This window comes from Mesorhizobium loti CJ3sym (genome assembly GCF_000472785.1).
Lineage (GTDB): Bacteria > Pseudomonadota > Alphaproteobacteria > Rhizobiales > Rhizobiaceae > Mesorhizobium > Mesorhizobium loti_E.
The window spans coordinates 242,942-261,639 of sequence record NZ_KI421462.1; the positions used below are offsets into that span (position 1 = coordinate 242,942).

The 18,698-nt window shown below is 58.7% G+C and carries 13 protein-coding genes and 1 pseudogene; 4 read left to right on the plus strand and 10 right to left on the minus strand.

Annotated elements, in window-relative coordinates:
- Positions 1-322 precede the first annotated feature (322 nt).
- Positions 323-763 carry an aldehyde dehydrogenase family protein gene (locus A3A9_RS41655; protein ID WP_318013387.1) on the plus strand — a complete coding sequence of 147 codons (441 nt, stop codon included), beginning with the start codon at positions 323-325 and terminating at the stop codon, positions 761-763.
- A 191-nt stretch (positions 764-954) separates the two neighbouring features.
- Here A3A9_RS41655 and A3A9_RS40980 read toward each other — a convergent pair whose 3' ends face one another.
- From A3A9_RS40980 to A3A9_RS0137575, 5 genes are all read right to left on the minus strand, one after another.
- Positions 955-4,101, minus strand: a complete 3,147-nt coding sequence (locus tag A3A9_RS40980; RefSeq protein ID WP_063827839.1) for a class I SAM-dependent DNA methyltransferase — start codon at positions 4,099-4,101, stop codon at positions 955-957.
- Positions 4,102-4,458: 357 nt separating this feature from the next.
- Positions 4,459-5,484 carry an OmpA family protein gene (locus A3A9_RS0137560; protein ID WP_027033359.1) on the minus strand — a complete coding sequence of 342 codons (1,026 nt, stop codon included), beginning with the start codon at positions 5,482-5,484 and terminating at the stop codon, positions 4,459-4,461.
- Positions 5,472-6,734 carry a hypothetical protein gene (locus tag A3A9_RS42145; protein ID WP_051371558.1) on the minus strand — a complete coding sequence of 421 codons (1,263 nt, stop codon included), beginning with the start codon at positions 6,732-6,734 and terminating at the stop codon, positions 5,472-5,474. Before A3A9_RS42145 ends, A3A9_RS0137560 begins: the two co-directional genes overlap by 13 nt.
- A gap of 3 nt (positions 6,735-6,737) precedes the next feature.
- Entirely contained in the window at positions 6,738-7,472 is a 735-nt protein-coding gene (locus A3A9_RS0137570) for a hypothetical protein (RefSeq protein ID WP_051371559.1), read from the minus strand.
- 85 nt (positions 7,473-7,557) lie between these two features.
- Positions 7,558-9,075, minus strand: a complete 1,518-nt coding sequence (locus A3A9_RS0137575; RefSeq protein WP_224713143.1) for a hypothetical protein — start codon at positions 9,073-9,075, stop codon at positions 7,558-7,560.
- A gap of 336 nt (positions 9,076-9,411) precedes the next feature.
- Here A3A9_RS0137575 and A3A9_RS40990 point away from each other — a divergent pair, with 336 nt between their 5' ends.
- A complete protein-coding gene (locus tag A3A9_RS40990) occupies positions 9,412-10,239 on the plus strand; it encodes an excalibur calcium-binding domain-containing protein (protein ID WP_173424400.1) in 828 nt (275 codons plus the stop codon).
- A gap of 283 nt (positions 10,240-10,522) precedes the next feature.
- Here the strand turns inward: A3A9_RS40990 and A3A9_RS0137585 are convergent, their stop codons facing one another.
- A complete protein-coding gene (locus tag A3A9_RS0137585; RefSeq protein WP_152536316.1) occupies positions 10,523-11,188 on the minus strand; it encodes a hypothetical protein in 666 nt (221 codons plus the stop codon).
- 108 nt (positions 11,189-11,296) lie between these two features.
- Positions 11,297-12,964: a DUF4403 family protein gene (locus A3A9_RS0137590; protein ID WP_157279973.1), complete on the minus strand. Its 1,668-nt coding sequence runs from the start codon at positions 12,962-12,964 to the stop codon at positions 11,297-11,299.
- 423 nt (positions 12,965-13,387) lie between these two features.
- Between A3A9_RS0137590 and A3A9_RS0137595 the strand changes: the two genes are divergently transcribed.
- Both A3A9_RS0137595 and A3A9_RS44715 read left to right on the plus strand, forming a co-directional pair.
- A complete protein-coding gene (locus A3A9_RS0137595; protein ID WP_032933002.1) occupies positions 13,388-15,472 on the plus strand; it encodes a DNA/RNA non-specific endonuclease in 2,085 nt (694 codons plus the stop codon).
- A 174-nt stretch (positions 15,473-15,646) separates the two neighbouring features.
- A pseudogene (locus A3A9_RS44715) lies at positions 15,647-16,237 on the plus strand (toll/interleukin-1 receptor domain-containing protein); the annotation flags it as partial.
- On the opposite strand, the gene A3A9_RS0137610 reads toward A3A9_RS44715, so the two are convergent.
- The 3 genes from A3A9_RS0137610 to A3A9_RS0137620 all read right to left on the minus strand — a co-directional run bounded on the left by A3A9_RS0137610 (position 16,234) and on the right by A3A9_RS0137620 (position 18,676).
- Positions 16,234-16,989: a helix-turn-helix domain-containing protein gene (locus tag A3A9_RS0137610; RefSeq protein ID WP_027033353.1), complete on the minus strand. Its 756-nt coding sequence runs from the start codon at positions 16,987-16,989 to the stop codon at positions 16,234-16,236. The pseudogene A3A9_RS44715 and the gene A3A9_RS0137610 overlap by 4 nt on opposite strands.
- Positions 16,990-17,058: 69 nt before the next feature.
- Positions 17,059-18,033 (minus strand): Shedu immune nuclease family protein, encoded by a 975-nt coding sequence (locus A3A9_RS0137615; RefSeq protein ID WP_245279234.1) that lies wholly within the window; start codon positions 18,031-18,033, stop codon positions 17,059-17,061.
- Entirely contained in the window at positions 18,005-18,676 is a 672-nt protein-coding gene (locus A3A9_RS0137620; RefSeq protein WP_318013386.1) for a hypothetical protein, read from the minus strand. The genes A3A9_RS0137615 and A3A9_RS0137620 overlap by 29 nt, the downstream gene beginning before the upstream one ends.
- Positions 18,677-18,698: the final 22 nt, after the last annotated feature.

The window sequence follows — 18,698 nt, forward strand, 5'->3', positions numbered from 1 at the left end:
TCGAGGTCCGATGCGAAGTGCGGTTACACATCCTGACGCAGCCAATAGAAAACATCCGCCGGTTTGAAGAGAAAGCCGGGATGCCTCGGTGCCAGCCGCTGATGCGAATCTGAAACTCCCCGACCTGTTCGGCGCTATCGACCGCATGCCGACGCCTGGCACGTTGTTGGGTTAGCGAAAGTTCGAGGGTTTTTATCCATCCACTAGCGAAGTGTTGGCAGAGCTACCCGACATGGGCGCTGAGGAGACGCGCTCGGCGATCGACGAGGCCTTATACCGCGCAGGCTGATGGGCGGCGTTTACCGCCCGGGATCGCAGGGACATGCTCTGGCGCTGGCATCAGCTGATCAAGACCATACCGACGACCTTGCTGCCATTCTTACGGCAGAGATTGGCAAGCCGCTTGGCGAAGCCAAGTCGGAGGTCTCGCATGCGGCGGCATATCTGCAATGGTAAGCCAAAGAGGCCAACCGCATCTTTGGCGAGACGATCTCCCCGCCCTCGACTGACCGGGGCATGCTGGGTGATCAAGCAGCCAATCGGCGTTGTTGGCACGATCACGCTATGGAATTTCCCGGCTTCAATGGTGGCGCGCAAGATCTCACCGGCTCTGGCGGCGGGCTGCACCGTGATCTTGAAACCTGCCGAACAGACGCCGCTCGTTGCAGGCGCAATGTGCGCGGCCGGCCTTCCCGACGGCGTCGTCAACCTGATCCATGCTTGCAAAGGCGATGCCGTCGGCCGCACACTGATTAACCGATGAACTTGATCCACAGGCGCTTGAACCATGCGACGATGGCCTTGAGCGCCTTCGGCCGGGTGCCGCGCTTGAGAAGGCGGTCATAGGCGCGGCCGGCTTCGATCTGCTTTTGATGAGGTGTAACGGAAATGACTGGAATGGGTCTATCATCGGTCTTGGAGCAAGGGCGTCTCGCACAATTTGGCTGACCTGGGTCAGCTTGTTCGGCGTTTGGTGTTTCGCGGACGCTCTGCTGACGTCGGCTGGTTTTCGCGATCCTTGGTGGTCAATTGCTGCGGACCGACAACGGACTTGCGGCCACCTGCAATGGGCAACTTCATCTGCGGGGCACGTCGAACCTCTTCCGGCGTCGGACGACGACGTGGCTTTCTTGTCTTCAGACCGGATTTGGCGTGCTCGTTGAATGCCTCACGCGCCAGATTGAGTTCTAGGAGATTTGCCAGGGCTTCATCTTCAGAGATATCCGCAGGCCAACCGTAGGCTCCGGCAACGGCGGCATCCAGGTCCGAGTGGGCGTCGACCAGCCACTGCGGACGCCGGTTGTAGAGGTTGGTCAGGGTACGGTCACGCAGGATTGCGTCCGACGCGATGTCCTTCGGAAGGATTCGATCCGGATAGCCGGGCACGACCTCGGGCTTGATCTGGACAAGGTCGCTCGGATTGAGCCACGCGTTTCGTATGTCATCAAGTCTCTTGGCCGCCTTTGATATGGCGATGGCTCGTGAATCCTTTTCATATCGGACAGCTGGGATATCCGGCGTGAGGCCCTCGGGGAACGGGAAGGTCTCGAATACCCCCGCACTATTGTAGGTTGGATCATTGCCGACGCCGTGCCACGAGCAAGTTCCGAAGCTCCAAGCCTCATGAAATCGGGAGTGAAGAATCCCGAAAAAGACATCGTCTGAGCGAGAAAACGCGAAGATGCGGGAGTCGGGCACTATCGCTTGATCAAGCCACACGAATGTCCGATGCTTTGCGACGCGAGGTGTTGCCATGTAACGCGAGTGGCCCTGCAAGGAAGCGTGAAAAGCCGGTCTCGGCTCCACGTGTCGCCACCAACGCTCGCGGTAGGCATCACGCCTGTTCTTTGAGCGCTCCGGAAACACATGCTCTCTAATGTGCTGGAACGGCGCCTCGTAGAGGGCAGCCTCCTGCTCGGACATCTCCCAGCCGAAATCCACAATCCACATGTCGCGGCCGCGGCGAGCGACGTCCATTCCATTGCGCCATGGACGGAGCACATCTGAGTTTGGCCTACCGTTGGGATTCATCGGCATCGAGAGCCAGGCCCGCGCCAAGCTACCCGGGACGTCGAAGGCACCGCCCTTCGTGTCGCCCATGAACGCTACGTTCTGGTTTTCAGACAGCCTGCGCGCCTTGGTCAAGTCGGTTACGCCGGCGGTAAGATCTGCGTTTATCTGTGCAACCGTCCTCCCATCGAGGCACAACGGGTCCTCGCCGTGGCCGAAGCAGATTAGGGATACTCGTACGGCTGCGCCATCGACGACCCACGGCTCGTCACTCCAGGCTTCGAATAGCCGGCTTTCGGCGATGATCCGATCCAACACCCTTCTGTTCGCTCCACCGCGTATGGAATTCGTCGTGACCAGACCCACTCGACGCGTTCGATCTGCTGCGACAGCGGCGCGGGATTTCTCCACCCAATAGCAGACGAGATCAGCCTCGCGAGAGACGCGCCCATCGTACACATCGAAAAGGCGATCAACCGTTGGATCGCCCAAGGCTTGCCGCATCAAACGCACGCCGACAAACGGCGGATTTCCTACGATGAATTCTGCTTCTGGCCATTCTGCTTCAGCATCTTCCGAGACTGGTTGCAGTGCAGCAAGAAGGTCTCCTTGTGCGTCACGAGCTGTATCAACGTCTTGGGCCTGCCTGACCAAGGCGTCTCGCCTTTCGATTGCATCTAGCTTGCGTAGGATTGGTATCGATTTCGAGCGTATCCCATTCTTGATCTGCCACTGAATGTCTCCGATCCAAATGGTCGTGCGTGCAAGCTCGGCCGCCATCATGTTGATTTCGATGCCGCGCAGGATTTCAGGCCCTACGAGCGGAAGCTGAGCGGGCATGCCGAGCATCTCGCAGTCGAGGTTGGCGCGGTGTTCGATATCCTTCACACCCTGGAGAGCGAGGTATAGGAAGTTTCCAGACCCGCATGCCGGATCCAGGATGCGGAGCTTTCGCAGCCGTTCCGTGAACCGGGACCGTACTTCGGCGGCCGCTTCCTCCCGCTTCATCCGGCGGGATTGCTGCCTGCGCATTGGCGGCTTGCGATTGCCATTCAGGAGTTCGACAATCTCCCGCCTTGCTTGTTCCCATTCCTGTCTCAGAGGCCTCAGGATGACCGGATCGACAAGACGCATAATTTTTTCTGGATCGGTGTAGTGCGCGCCGATCTGGGCGCGTTTTTCCGGGTCCAGAAACCGCTCGAACAGAGTTCCGAAAATCGTCGGATCGATGAGGCCCCAATCGAGGCTGTCTGCGGCGACAAGCAAACCAATGTCACCGTCATCGAGCCGTAGCGCTCGGCGACCATCAAACAGGCCGCCGTTGAACCATGTGATGTCGGTCAGGTCGAACTCGCCGCCGCGCTCCATTGCTTCAAACAGCTTGTCGAGGTAGCTCATGGCTCGTTCAGGAGCACGGGCCGATCGCTTCAGGAGCTTCGTGAACAGGCCATCAGGCAGCAGGCTGACACTCTGGGCGAAAAAGCAAAAGACCAGCTGATTTACGAAATGAGCAATCTCATCTGGTGTGCCTCGCCCCTGAACGCGGAGTGCGATCGCGGAAAACTTGTCTGCTGCCTCCTTGGTGACCGCCGCGCGTGTTCGGGTCGGCCTCAGCTTTTCCGGGCTGAAGAAGACGTTGTGCAACATCTCACGCGCTGAAGGTTCCGCGAGGTCATCTAGGGTGATCACGTATGTGGACGGAACGGTGTTCGTCCAAGCGGTATGGATGCGAAGGCGTTCGATGTCGCAAACGATGTGTAGCGGCGGGCTCAAAAGCGCCGGCGCGTATCGCATCAACTGGAGGAGGGCCTCGTCGAGGTTTCCCTTCTTACGCTTGTACTCCCATGCGAAGTGACCCTTCTTCCAGACGTCAGCAAAACCTTTACCCCCTCCGAGCTTGTTCGCACCTTTCTCGAACGCGAAGAACGCGCCGGTCGGGTCCTCATCGCTCGGAGACGGATGGCCGACCAGCGAGCAGATATCGAGGAAGTGTTCTTGAGCTGCCTGCCGCTCGCCAAGTTCCGACTTCCTCCACTTCTTGATGAAAGCAGCAGGCGTTATGGGCGTGAGCCCTGCGGCACCCAGACTCATTACACATCCCCTCCGACACAGTCATCGGACCCAGCAGAAGAGGTTGCCAATAAAACTCTGATTATTGGTTAATATTAGTCACCGATGCATCAATAATTTCCTCGCCCTGACCTATTATTGTGTAGCATCAGAAATAGGGGACACCATGCATTGTGGCAGCGGTGATCACACGACTGGAGTGCATTTCCTGGTTTCCTGAAGCGCTTTCCATTCGACTTCCGGCGCGGAAAAAACGCGTCAGCGAGCGCCCGACTAATTAAAGCGCGGCGCGCTGGCACTGGACCGCGGCAGTTTGCGGGCTTCTACTCGTGTTCCGGTGGATGGCAACCCACGCTTTGGCTCAACATGGTTTGCCTATTAATTGCCTTCGTGATGCCCCTCGGCGGCCAGCTTCTGCTTGCTCTTGCGTACTCGGATCTCGATACGACGCCTTTCTGGAGCGTCGCCTGACTGAGCTCCATCCGTGAGGCGATCATCCGGCAGGATCAGTTGGCCGCCTGACATGGGTAGGATGTTCAAATGATCAAACGCCGGTATCTTTTTCAGAACGGACGCGACGGATATCGCTCGCGCGAGGCCTAGCCCGGCATTATCACCCGGCTCCATTTCGCTGACGCTCTCATCCCCAGAGAGTACGCGCCCCAGAACGAAGTCCATGTTCGACTGCCTCGACAATCGCTGCTCGTCAGTGTGGCCAATGACCTCGACGACATCGACATCGTATTTTGCGACGATATCGGCAATCTGCTCGGCAATAGCGCCCTCAAGCTTGGCCTTAAAGGCCGGTTTGAGTTCGGCACTGCTGACTTCGAAGGAATAGCCCTTGGCTTCGCTCAGATTGATGATCGGTGGCAGATCCTTAGGCTGCCGTGTCGTTTCAGCGAGTTCCTTTTCGGCTTCAGCCAGCTTCCGTTCGGCTTCGGTCGCACGCTGATCTGCTGAGACTAGCTTGCGTACGTCGTCGGCTGAGAGATTGTTGTCTCGGACCGCGACTGTGGCTTCCGCCAGCTGAACTGCTTCGTCGGCCGACAGTCCCTTTTGCTCGATCTGCTCGATCGCTTTTTTGGCGAGGACGAGCTTTCGCCATTCCTCATCAGGCACTTTGTGCCCAGTGAACCGCTCCATGAGCTCGGCAACCTGGGCCAGCAGGTTCTTGTTCTCCTGCTTGAGTTGCTGAACCACTGCTTCGCTGCGGGATACCCTTTCAAGGGCAGTTTCCAATTCGGCCTTCTTCTTTGCGACAATGGCGCCTGCAACCAACAGCAGGCAGAAGACGAGCAGGAGCATCGTTTCGGCCATGGTGAGCCCGAGGATCAAGCCGCGGGCATAGCCTTTCTTTTCGTAGCCGACCGAAGCTCCGCCGGGTTCGTTCAGCGCCACCATCTCGGCCTCGGCTGGACTTTCTCCACGATCGGCTGGGAGGCCTGCTGCCCGGCATCAGCGCCGTTGGCTGTTGCCGTTGCGCCTGGCTTCTCACCCTGCGCAGTTGCCGCCGAAATGGGGATGAAGATGGGAGGTTCAACAGACGGTTCATTGGCGTGCAAAGGTGCAACCGGAGGAATTTCGTGCGGGACGGACACACGATCGCGATCGAGGATGCGGGATAGCAGGTTCGTCGTACTGGCGTTTTGCTCAGCCTGCTTCTCAAGCCTCTCCAGGAGGAGCTTCTGATGCGCCGCCATCCTCAAGACGGTATCCGAAAGCTTGTCGGTCCTTTCCCCCTGCTCTTTGGAAAGCGCCTCAGCCCGCTCGGTGAACCTTCCGACAGACGCTGCAAGCACCTTGAGAACTGTGACGACATCCGTCTTGAGGACCTCGTCCGGAATAACCACGTTGGCGAGCTTCCCGGCAACTATGTCGGCCTGCGCCTCGAACTTCGAGATCGTGCCAGCCATGGAGGCATTCGCCGTGTCGAGCGACGCTGCGACTGTGTCGACCTTTTCAGCGACACCTGAAAACCTGCTTTCGATACGGCCGAACGTGTCATCGAGGCTTTTGGCTATCTTCTCCGAAGTCTCCTGGACGGGCTTTATCGCTTTGGCGGCCATACCCTCGAAGGCCTGTCGGACCTGATCGCCGTTCTTCTCCGCCTGTCGGGCTATTTCGTCGAAGCCTTCTTCCAACATCTGATTGCAAACCCGGCGGAAGTCGGCGAACTCACGCGCTACGCTTTCCATCTCGGTGCGCACGCGACGTGTCATGTCCGCGAGCTCGTGACGGGCAGCCCGTTCCACGTCGGCGGGGTCGCGTCGGACCTGATTGTGGAAGATGCGCAGCGCGATGCCTGTGATGGTCGACGTCACGGCAATGCCGAAATTCCTGACGATTTCGTCGGTCGATGCGTCTGTGCCGAACTGGTAAAGCGAGGTGCCCAGGCTGGAGAGCGTGAACAGGAAGCCCATGTAATAGAGGTTGTCACCTGTCTGCTCGTCGTGAACGCGCAACTTCCCGACGTACCAGGAAAACGCGAAGTAGCCGATCATGATGCCGATCGGCACCGTTGACGAGATAACGGGGCTTATGCCGGCGGTCTTTGTGACGGCGATGAAAACGCACCCGCCTACCGTCAGCGCGATATAGAAAGCCTGCGGGAAGATCCACGTATCGAGGAAGGATTGTCTACGCGCGGCCATGGGTTACATCCCTTCCAGCTTTGTAAAGTCGCTGAGATTGCCCCCGTTCTCCGAAAACCACTGCGTCCAAAAATTGGCGTGGTCGACGGACGGGAACTTCCTTTCCGGCCTGTTGAAATAGAGAATGGTTACGTCGGCGCCGAGAAGATCGGTCCTAAAGCGCGAATTCGCTGGGCTTTTCTTGAAGGCGTTGTAGTCGGCGCCCGCTTTGTATTGGGAATAGGCGGGCGTGTTCTCCATCATGTCCGACACGAGGACCAACCGTTTTGGAACATTGTCGAACATGCCGTTGTCGAACAGGCTGAGCTTCAGTTTCTGGATGCCAGCCATGATCGGCGACTGATCAGCCTGGCTATCCGCCGGCAAGTGCTCCGGCAGTTCCTTGAGGGGCTTGTCGAAGGCCTCTTCCCAGATTCTCTGATGCTTTCCGGGATTGCTGGTCCAGACGTCAACCGTTGAGCCGTCTCCCGGATTGCATCGCGCGTACAGCTCTTTCAGGTCGCCAGGCACCGCTGTCAAGGTGCCAACCCAGAGGTAGCCGCCTTGCTTGATTGAGCCGGCAATCTGCCTGAATTTGTTGGCAAGATCCTCCATGGTCGCCTGCGGGACGGGATCAGAGGTGTCAAAAAGAACAGCGGTGACGCTGTTCGGTCCCGCCTTTGTCGGGCAGCCCGTCTTTGCGTCTGTTTCCAGCACGTCCCGGGCCTTTACGTTGAGCCAGACGTAGCCGGAAAACATTGCGAGCGAGGCAAGTCCAAGCAGGATTGCTCCGACAATCGCTCCAACGCCTTTCCCGCGCGAGCTCCCTGCCCTGCGACGGCTTCTAGGCCTGGCCATCGAGCGTCTCCGGATACAGCTTGTCGAGGTCGCGATACTTTTCGATCCCGGACTCGCATTCCTTGCCCACCTGCAGCATCTGCTCGTTCAGCGCCTGCTGGGCCGCGGCAATTGATGAAGCAAGATCGCTATCCTTGATCTCACCATCGTTTTGGACAATGGGCTTGGTCTTTTGGAGTTTAAAGGGCTGGGAGAAGTGTTTTGGAGCGGGAGTTTTGCGCGCCCGAATGTTTGCTTCGCGGTATTTTGAAAGCAGCTGGTTGCAACTCCTCTCGAGCTGCTCTTGATGTTCATTGAACAGAGCCAAAAGCCGCGCACGGCTGGATAGGATTGCAGCGTGTTCTCTCCTACGGCTGCTTAGCCCCTTCAAGATGTCTTCGACCTTGGTATTGTGGTCGTCGCGCAATTCGATGAGGCGGTCTATGAGGTCGGCTTTGGTATCGGTGTAATCCTGCCGTCTCTCCCGGCGCCTTTTTTCCACGCCGGCATAACCTGGATATGGATCGAGAACGAACCAGCCGTCGATGAAGGCGATGATAGAAAAGAGCAGACCGACCAGGAAGAGCATCCACGATCTCACCTCCTCAAGCCCGAGCGGGTTATGGAGCATTCTCTGGACCGCAATGTTGCCAGCTCCGTCGGCGAGCGTTCCGCTGACCTCACGATAGTGCGCAAGCAGCAAGTTGATCCCGAGTGCAATAGCGGCATAGAGCAGGATGAAAACGGTTCCGACAAGCTTCCCTCCCCAAGACCGATGGGTCACCCAGCGCACGCAGAAGATGGCGAAAATCAACGCGGACACGATATTCACGAAGGAAAAGGCGAATGCTTCCGTGGCACCACCGAGGAAGCCTTGGTCGTTGCCCTTGGCCAGAAAGGATCCGTTGAGATACGTCTCGACCAGCAGGAGGAAAATAAGGAGTGCCACCCTGAAAAGATGGGCTGTTCCTTGCTGCAGCCTGGCAACGCGTTCCAAGCGGTGGTTCTTGCGGAAGCTGGAAAGCTCCGTGGTTGCCTCGTGAAGGTCGGTTCGCTTGGCGTGAAGGGTATCCAAACCGACCGCTATTTCTCCCTTGAAGTCGGACAGGCTTGAAGTATTGGCTTGCTGAAGGAGGCCGAACTGCTCCTCAAGGCCCAGGTTCGCAACGCGGCCGGAGAAGAGGTGAAGCTGATCCTCAAGGATCTGGTGGGCCGCCTTTTTCTCGTCCTGCACCCTTTCGACGATGGAATGTTCGACCTCGTCGAGGGCCTTGGACGAGGACGATGGCTGGTCTTTTTCGCCATGCGCCGTTCCCTGATCGTCGAGGTCCATATCCCGGGCAATCTTGTCGACGTTGAGACTCGGGAAAATGTCTGCCCCCACCCTATAGTCGTGGTTCGCTTCCATTATCCGATTGCGCAGCTTCTCGAGCGCTTCAAACCTCGCAACCAACGTCTTTACCCCTACGATCCAACCCTGGAAAACACATGCTTGCGGCACGCCGCGCGCTTCAGCGCGCAGCAATCCCGCAATCGGCGTCTGTCATATCCGGCTTGCCCCACCCAGCAGAATGCAAAAAACCCATTCTGAATGTGCTCGATAGTACATCGACGCGCTGCGTGCAAACTAAAGTAGTGGTTCGGTCCCCGGAGCGATTCCTTGCAACCAGCGCGGGCCGGCCATGGTCTTTCGCATCCGCGTACTTTGAGGCCGCTACCGTTTGCTCCAGAGAGTTATTGACACACTGTGTTAACGCGATCGATCAGCGCCCGGCCATACAGAAAGATTCTCAACCCTTGTCACCCGCCAAACCTAGACCAGCGCCAAATTTGATAGCATTCTAGTGATGGGGAGAATAGCTTGGACAAATCTCGCTACAAAAATCGCTCGGGTCAGGGGCGCAAGGGCAATGGCGTGGGTCGATCACGCGCCTGGCGTCGCGCAAGCGTGCCGTTGAAACTGGTCTTTCTGACAGTGGCTGCCGCTACCGCCTTAGCCACGCAATCAGCCATGCAGCACACCGACCGAATACCAGACATTGGCGTTTCGAACTGGTTCGGGTCGAAGCCGGAGCCGATCGCTGGCGTCGCGTCCGTTATCGATGGGGACACGATCGAAGTCCATGGCCAGCGGATCCGCTTTAACGGCATCGACGCGCCGGAGAGCAAGCAGTACTGCAGCGACGCCAAGGGATTCGACTATTCCTGCGGGCGCCGCTCAGCCGACGCACTGGACGCATTTCTAGCGGCCTCCAGGCCGGTGCACTGCACCTTCGTAACTTGGGACCGATATCACCGGTTTGTCGGTGATTGCCAGCGCGCGGATGGCGTCAGCGTCGCCTCCTGGATGGTCGAGCACGGCCAGGCTCTGGATTGGCCCCGCTACAGCCACGGGGCCTATTCAGCGCAGCAGGCGAAGGCGGAGGCCGCGAAGCTCGGTCTTTGGCTCGGAACGTTTCAGGCGCCCTGGGAATGGCGGGCTGTGCACGCCGGTGATGCGAGGCCGTCGAGCCAGCCACTCGGCATCAGCAGCCGCCCACAGGTAGCGCAAAGCTTTTCATGCCAACCGCGGCGGACATGCTCGCAAATCAGCTCTTGCGACGAAGCCCAATGGTATCTCAACAACTGTCCATGGGGCGGCAAGCTGGATCGCGATGGCGACGGAATTGCTTGCGAGACACTCTGTTGATGGCGCTGGGCAAGATGCGGCTACAGTGCAAACGCCGTAGAGGCGGCGGGGATGAGAGAGATGGTGTTCTTTGCAACAATCGGACTTCTTGTCATCGCCGTGAGCATCCCCATTGCCGCCATGTACGCCTGCGGACAGTTTGTCGGACAGAAACCGGCGGCATGTCCGTTTCCGAGTGGGTGATGCTGGCGTGGGTTGCCGGATCTGCCGTTACCGGCCAGGTCGCCTTGCTGGAATTGCTGAGCCGCAAGCCTCTTTCGTCGCCCGCAACTGACTGACAGTTTCAATCCGCTGACTCTTGCTTGCCTTGGGTCGTGATCGGTGAGGCCTCATGCCGTTGACCCATCGCCACAGCACGCCAGTGCATCGCGAGCGCAATAATGCCCGCGAGGGTTAGCGCGCCAAAGATTGTTGGCTCAAGGCCCGGCAGCACCGTCGCGCTGCCGATACACGGCTTGTCGAGCCCCTTGTCAAATTCAGTGCAGATACGAGCGGGATCGTTCAGCGTCCGGAGCTCCGACCAATCCCAAAGGCTGGCGCCTGGGTCCTTCTTGCCGTCGTTCAGCATTACCGTCGCGGAGAGAAACGTACACCAGAAATAGACCAGCGCGATCGCGGGCAGCACGGAGAAAACCACAATCATCGCGCCTTGATAGACGCGGCCTTCTCGCGAGCCCGTCTCGATCGCGTCGAAGCCGACAACCGGTATCCGCGCATGCCAGTGCGAGCCGCCGCGTGGGGCATAGACGCGTCCAACAAGTGAGGTTAGTGCGAGCAAAATCGAACATATCGGGATTGCGATCATTACTGCAGGCACCCTCGCCTTCATGACCAGCTTTGCACCGAAAATCTCTTCCCCGCCTTGCGCTACCACCCAAGAATTCAGGGTGTAGTAGAGAAGCAGCGCACTGAACACAAACCAAACCTTGCTAAGTTGCGATTGCGTCATTTGCACCCCTTTTTCGTTTGGTGGGCCGTCCCTGGCCTTGGTCAGCGACAGCCTATTTGCACCCATGCATCGTCAACTCGTGAGATTGCAACTCATTCGGCATACGGGCTATTGACCTACTAAATCAGCTGATAGCGCCATATCGAAATTCATTTTGAGGCGCGCACTGGCAATCAGATTTTTTGGCCCGACAGTGATATCGAGTAGTTCGATCGACGGCGTGTCAGCGGAAATCTTCAATCCCGGAACGTTGGTATTGTGAACGGCCTTCAAAATCTCATCGGACGCGTCGTTGAACTGCTTGTTGAGATCGACTCTCGAATGAGCCTCTAAATCTGCCAGGATCTGGGTTTCGAACAGGGATTGTGCAGCCTTCCAGAAAGCGTTGTCCAGGACGGTCGCGAAATGCAATTCGTTGATGGAGATCGCTGTTCCAGTTTTCTCGACGCGGGGTAGGCCTGAGAGGTAAACCCAGCCGGTCGTATTCAGGAACTCGCCCGGCAGCTTTGCCTGTACCTTCAAGCCCACCACGACAGAGCTGGCGCTAGGATAGAGGTCAACATCCTCGACCTTCACATCGACGGCGCCGGCCGGTGTCTGCTGCTGAAAATCGCGACCCTTAAGGTTCTTTGACAGCTCGTCCAATAGCAATCCGTAGGGAGCAGCTGCTTGCACGGTGATATCGGCTTGACTTCGATCGGCTGATGTTTTGCCCAATGGCGGCAGAGACAGGGACTGTGTGGCAACTGGCTCTGCGGCAAGACTGGTCTTTGCTGCGACACGCACGGTCATCTTCATGCCTTGCGCTTCACCGACCAGGCCCGAAAAGCTCGCCGCTGTGGGGACGATGTTGAGATAGACGGGCGTGCTATCCGGGCGGTCGATCTTGATCGCAATGGCGTGCCATTGGGCCTCAACCTTTGACCGAAGCGCACCACAAGGCAGAGCTTTGGTGATGGCATCCTGTATCTTGGCGCGGTGGTCATTGATCTGGCCGTTCAACACGTCAGCCAGTCCAAGATTGATTGGCCCTGCGCAGACCTCTGGGTGGCCTAGGCTCCCAAAATCAAAGCCGAGACAGTTTTTGCCCACGACTTCCACCGAAGCACTGCTCACCCATCTGCCGGTCGGGGTTCCCGTGAGCACGGGGCACCACTTATCGTTCATGTCGAGCTGCAGATCGACGCCGGGGACCAGCCGAGCCTCGAAGTTCTTTCCGGAAAGCGAAAGCAGTTTGGCAAGGTCGCCGCCTACGCCGGCCTGACCGCTGACAAACAGCGGCTGTTCGACGTGAACGCCATTGCCCGCCTGGGCCACGACAAGAGGGCCATCCGTTTTGATGTCAGCGTGCCAATGATATTCGGCGCATTGGTTCGTAGTGCCAAGGCTCGGAGCGGTAATATCTGGTACTTCAGCGCAAATACGGACACCGATCCAACGGCACTCAGTATGATGTCCCACGTGTCCGGGATTAATATGAGGAATACCGACACATCCGATTTGACCATCTCCTTGCACTGGAACGGATTGCGGTATCTTCGATTGGGCTGCTTGCACTAGCGTCTCGTACGGGATTTGCGCCAACAGCGTGAGAACGCTGTCCGACACGGGTGCCGGTGGCACATCGGCAGTGCCACCATGGGGTGGCGCCTGGAAGAGATTTTTTTCGCAGCCCGAAACGCCAACCAAAATGAGAAGGCCCGGAGCGAACCGACGAGCGGCGGCGGCAAAGTGAGCGACACGCAACTTCGTGTCCGGTCTGGTACGCGCTGTCATGGACATCTCCCCCAAGAATGCTCTGCACCCGTTGAAGCGGCGGCACTGAAAGTCACCGCTTTGTGATCTCTACGTGATCGAATGACCTTCAGGTCCCCCTATGCGCAGGCAGGCACCGAAGCTCCTGCCGCCAAAGACAGCCGAACAAGCGATCCCGCCATAGAACTCTATTCTTCACATTGACCGCACATTACTCTTTGTTGCATAGTGACGTAAGAGGAGGTTTGGATTTTTTTAGAAATTTATAGAGGAAGAGCGAGTTCATAATGACCATCGTTTGCAAATCTGTTAGCCGCTTAAATATTAAATCGTTTGAACTATTCATCCGTTGAAGTTTAATCGTTTAACGTAGAATCTCTTAATCACTATCATCAAATAGAGTCCGCTAGACTTTCCCTATTTCCTTGGAGGAAGGAATCTCCCATGGTTACGACTAATTTGTTCGACGAGCGCCGCCGCGCGGTAATGATTGCGGCTGCAAAACGATGGAAAGCGCAACCCCCAACGCCCGCGACGACGCAAGTGACGCCTTCGGAACAGGCGCGCTACGACGCTCGCCGTTCGAGCTTTGATCAGGCGAGTGAACTGAAGGCACAAGGCCGTCTTCCGGTGTTCGTCGAGCGGAAGATGGGGCCTACCCTTGACTGGTACACCTTGCCGCCAGACGATGCTGCCCGAGCCGCTGGCCGGCCGGTCGCCCGCATCGTGGCCAACGTCGATCCGAAGGTCGACCCGGTCGGGTTTGCGACCGGGTTCATGGTTTCACCTAACGTTCTTCTGACAAACTGGCATGTGTTTCCGGATCCCGGCTCGGTACGAGGAACCGGCGCAAATTTTCTTCATGATGAGACGGCATCAGGTGTCGCCCGCGGCATCATTTTCGAGTTTGATCCGGACGCCCTTTTCTTCTCGGCGGAGGATCTCGATTTCGCGCTCGTCGCGGTGAAGCCGAAGGCAATCACCGGCGAGCTTCTCTCCTCTGTCAACTTCCTGGCGATCAACGGATCGCGGTCAAAGATCCTGCCCGGAATGCCTATCCGGATGATCGAATATCCTGATGGCGGGCCAAAACGCTATGCGATGGAGAATTGCCGGCTGCTCGAGCTGCGGGAGGACGGTTTCCTCCGGTACGAGACCGACACCGAGGAAGGATCGTCGGGCTCGGCCTGCTATTCGGAAATGTGGGAGGTCGTCGGTTTGCACCACGCCTCCATTCCAAAAATGCGTGGCAATACTATTCTCAATAAGGACGGTTCGGCATGGTCACCTGGCCAGCCGGATGACGGGATAGACTGGATCGCGAATGAGGGTGTGCGCATAAGTGCGTTGGTAAAGGCCTTCGGCGGGCTTGTACCGACCACGCCCGCCTCCAAGCATCTTTTGGACGAATTGCTGGCCAACACGACCGATCCTACCGATGAGGTCGCGAAGCTAGCGACGCCTCGCGCGCCAGAAGCCCTTAGTCCTGTGTTACCTGATCCCTCCAAAATTTTCGCAAACACGAAAGGAAACGTGATGGGCGGCGTTACCATGAATTTTTCCGGACCAGTGACGATTTTCGTTGGTAGCGGTGTGCCGGCATCACAGCTTCCACAGGCGACGGCCGCAGTCGCGACAGACGAGGCGCTCGAGAAAGCACTGCGCTTCGACCCCAATTACGACGATCGAGAAGGCTACAACCCTGACTTTCTCGAAAACGATATCACCGTGCCGCTGCCTCGCATTTCGCAGGAGCGGGACCAGGAGATGTATAAGGAGAATGGCCAGATCGTCGTGCTCAAGTACCATCACTTCAGCCTGGCGATGAACGCTTCCCGGCGCATGCAGATGTGGTCGGCGGTGAATGTCGATTACGATGCATCGAAAAGGACCTCCAGCGGCCGCGCCTTCTTCGGTCAAGATCGTTGGGTGTTTGACCCGCGAATTCCCCAGAAATACCAGTTGGGCGATCCCGACATCTACGCGCCCGCCAAACAGATCGACCGGGGTCATATCGTGCGTAGGGAAGACAATGCCTGGGGTGATGCGCCGACGGAAATCGAGTTTGCCAATTCCGACACGTTTCACTTCTCAAATTGCACGCCGCAGCACGCGGCCTTCAATCGCTCCCAACCGGGAAAGCAATGGCCGGGAGTTCAAGGCTTGTGGGGCGGTTTCGAAAACCACATTCAACGCGACTTGCAATCAGGTGACACGCGCGCCTGCATCATAGCGGGTCCGATCTTGCACCCGAACGATCCATCCGAAGATTTCGGGACCGGCCCGGTGCAGTATCCTCTTGTCTTTTGGAAAGTGGTTGCGGTCTCGACGCGCGATACCAATGGGCGCCGGTCGCTACGCACCTACGGCTTCAGGCTTTCCCAAAAGGATGTCGTCGACCGGTTCGGAGTGGAATTCGCGCCCGGCGAGTATGCACGCTATCAAGTCGCCCTGTCAGCCATAAGCGATGAGGCCGGCGTTATTTTTGACGATGTTCTCTTGCGCGCCGATACCCACGCCGACGCGTAACGTGACACTCGGCGTGGCAACGATGGCCAGCCGTCGCATGCTGTAGACGCTTCGGTCCAGAAGGCCGCCGCTCACGCGGCGGCTGCTTCGGAGGCGCTGAAGCGCAACAGATAGTCTACGGCGCGTTGCGCGTGCGCGGCGGCGGCGGCGAAGATCGCTCGTTTATCGTCCTTCAGCGCGGCCGACTTCGACGCCCTCGCCTTCGAGCTCGACATCGGCAAATGGGAGATGAATCGCACGCACTGGGCGATCAAGGACGTCAACCTGCCGAAAGAACTGCACGCTGCGCGGGGCATTGCCTTGCCCTCGTGGACGCGGCAGGCCAGCCGCGCCGTCGACATCACCCAGCACCATTTCGATGTTGGTCTCTCGTTTCCCGGCGAAGCCCGCGGGCTGGTCGAGCAGGTGGCCCGCGAGCTCGAGGCGAGTCTCGGCCCCAACGCCTATTTCTACGACAACAACTACGTCTCCCAGCTTGCCCGGCCATCGCTCGACACCCTGCTGCAGGACATCTATCGCAACCGCTCCAAGCTCATCGTAGTCTTCATCGGCGCCGACTATCAGCGCAAGGACTGGTGCGGCGTCGAGTTCCGCGCGATCCGCGAAATCATCATGGCTCGGGACGAGCAGCGCGTCATGTACGTGCGCGTCGACGACGGCGCCGTCGATGGCGTGTTCCGCACCGACGGCTACGTCGACGCGCGACGCTTCAATCCCGCTGAGATCGCCCAGTTCATCACCGAGCGCCTCGCCCTCATCGCCTAATCGTCGGTGAGCCAGCCCGGCGTCACGGCGACCGTCCGGCGGTCGACCAGGACGCGACGACGCCTCGGCGCGCCGGGATCGGTGAGGCGCGGCGTCACCGAGACAATGGCGACCTTCCAGTCAGGCATGCCCGGCTGGGGCGCGGCCATGACACCGGACAGGACCGTCAGCCCGCGGCGCTCCAGCTCGGACACCGCGGCAAGAATGTCATTGTAGAGCTGGCGCCGCCCTCGCCCCGACGACAATGGCTCCTCGACGATGTCGGAGAGGATGAACGAGGCGAGATCGAGCCATTCGCCGAGATTAGCGATGTGGTCGTCATGGGTGTCGGGCACGCCGGGACGGTGGATGAGATAGGCGTCGCACTTCGCGGCATCGCGGATGGCCTTGTGCGTCTTCATCGGCGACACCGCCACCGGTTCGAGATGGCCAAACGCCTCGACGAGGTGTTGTTCGGCCGCCTTGTCCGGACCGATCGGCAGGCGCGGCGTGGTGAACGCGCCCGGCGCGTGGCCGAGCGCTTGGGCGATGCGGTCGAGCGCCTCGTCGCTTACCTTCTTCGCGCGTTCGACGCGCTCGACCGTCGACAGCGAGACACGCGCGAAGTCGGCGAGCGTGGTGGCTTTCCACTGCTTGAGATGGCGACCCCAGCGCACCACCATGGCGACGAGCTCGATCGCCGGCGGCGTGGGCACATCGACCGGCTTGTTGGGCAGTTCCTTAATCTTGTCGAGAAGTTCCTGGGCATTCATGGACGAGGTCTCCTTTCGTGCCCGCGAACATGCCTCAACTCCGCCGAGCAAAAGAGGTCGAAACGCCCTTCAGCACGCATCAGCTCCCGACGCATCCCCGCCGCCCGCGCACCTGTCGGTTGAATCCCGCCGGTCTGTGCCACGCTTGTCAGCGCGTTGCCCCAATCCGGCCGAGCCCGCGCGCTCCGTCAGCGAGACGATGATTCTGTCGAGGCGGCGGAGCAGATCGTCGTAGGGGACGATGTCCATCATATTCACATATTTCCGCTTGATCACCTCCAGGTCGAACGATTGGTTCTCGGTGAGCCCGCCCGTGCCGTCCGTTCGGCGATCGCGGCCGAGCAGAAGCAGCGCCTTGGGATTGGTCACCCGGATCTGGAGGCCGGCGGGAAGTGCTGACCCGTATCGCTTCGACAGTTCGCGCTCCCCCTCAACGCCCCATTTGGAGAGGTGGAACAGGTATTTCTCGGCCTGCATGATGGTGCCTGACAGCTCCTTGGTCGGAACGCTGTTGCCACGATACAGGCGTATCTCGAGCAGCTCGCCGAAGGCCTCGACGGCGATGCTGTCGACCCGGTCGCCGCCAACGACGATTTCGCTGCCGGGCTTCAGCTTTGCAATGCGCCGAAAGATGCTGATATTGCGCTCGGCGACAAAGACCTTCCGGTCCGGCGCGATCCCCTCCGCGACGATCAGCACATCGTTGTCGATCCCCAGGATCCGCCCGGGAATGCGGTGATATCCGTCTTTTGTGGTCGCGAACCGAAACCGATAGAGCGGTCGATCGTCCTCGTCCGCCTCGTCGTCGTGAGCGGCACCGTGCGCCGTCTCCGCCACGAGGTCGGAACTGCGGAAGAAGAAGACCCGGCTCAGCGTCACCTTGCCCGCCGCCTTGAGCTCCCGCGTCACCCAGGCATTGCCACCGAAGTGCGGTTCGTATTCGAGCGTCACGCCCTTGCTGCCGACCTCAACGAAATCATCACACGTGCTCCTGCACTGGCTGCCACCATCCTCTTCAACCGGCGCCACGACTAATGGCGACAAACCGGTCTCGCACTATATCGGTCCGCCCTGCCGGGCCGCGGACATTTCCCTCAAGGAAATATTCGAAGTCGCCGTTCTGAAGCAGGACTGTGAACTGTTCGGCGATGAACCGGTGGACTTCGGCCTCTGCAGCAAGAATCTCGTCCACGATCTCCGGCCGCCCGTCGACAATGAGGAGGATATCTTCCATGTCACGGCTCATGAACAGATCACCTGCGCCGCGCCCGAGATAAGCTTCCAGCTTTGTCGCGACAAATAGTTCCGGGGAAAGCTTTTTGATCCTGAGCGTATCGGTCAATTCATGGGTTACTGCCGTTTCGATCCCAGCTGCGTACCAGTGGCTAGTGAAGCCGAGTATGCCGGCATCGTCCGGCATAAAGTCGACCTTGAGGTCCCGCAGCCGCATCCGGCAGATGACGTTGTCCTCGGGGGACTCAGCGAAACCTCGCTGCCTCAATTCTTCCCGCAACTGCGCCCACTCTCCATAACCGGCAAGATCGACGATGAGGTCGACATCGTCAGTCGCCCTCACATCCTCAAGGGTCACTTCGTCTGTTATAAAAAGAGCGGTTGTGCACCCGCCGACAAAGACCAGCCGTTCCCGGAAGTCTTCCCCCAAAGCTTCCGCCACCGTCTGCAGCATCAGGAGCAATTGGCCTCGGACC

Bases quoted from the DNA above. Each gene is read 5' to 3' on its own strand.
- A3A9_RS0137610 (WP_027033353.1), bottom strand. From the start codon at position 16,989: ATGAATGCCCAGGAACTTCTCGACAAGATTAAGGAACTGCCCAACAAG.
- A3A9_RS42145 (WP_051371558.1), bottom strand. From the start codon at position 6,734: ATGGCCGCGCGTAGACAATCCTTCCTCGATACGTGGATCTTCCCGCAG.
- A3A9_RS0137620 (WP_318013386.1), bottom strand. From the start codon at position 18,676: ATGCTGCAGACGGTGGCGGAAGCTTTGGGGGAAGACTTCCGGGAACGG.
- A3A9_RS0137560 (WP_027033359.1), bottom strand. From the start codon at position 5,484: ATGGTGGCGCTGAACGAACCCGGCGGAGCTTCGGTCGGCTACGAAAAG.
- A3A9_RS40980 (WP_063827839.1), bottom strand. From the start codon at position 4,101: ATGAGTCTGGGTGCCGCAGGGCTCACGCCCATAACGCCTGCTGCTTTC.
- A3A9_RS0137590 (WP_157279973.1), bottom strand. From the start codon at position 12,964: ATGACAGCGCGTACCAGACCGGACACGAAGTTGCGTGTCGCTCACTTT.
- A3A9_RS0137585 (WP_152536316.1), bottom strand. From the start codon at position 11,188: ATGACGCAATCGCAACTTAGCAAGGTTTGGTTTGTGTTCAGTGCGCTG.
- A3A9_RS41655 (WP_318013387.1), top strand. From the start codon at position 323: ATGCTCTGGCGCTGGCATCAGCTGATCAAGACCATACCGACGACCTTG.
- A3A9_RS0137595 (WP_032933002.1), top strand. From the start codon at position 13,388: ATGGTTACGACTAATTTGTTCGACGAGCGCCGCCGCGCGGTAATGATT.
- A3A9_RS0137570 (WP_051371559.1), bottom strand. From the start codon at position 7,472: ATGTTTTCCGGCTACGTCTGGCTCAACGTAAAGGCCCGGGACGTGCTG.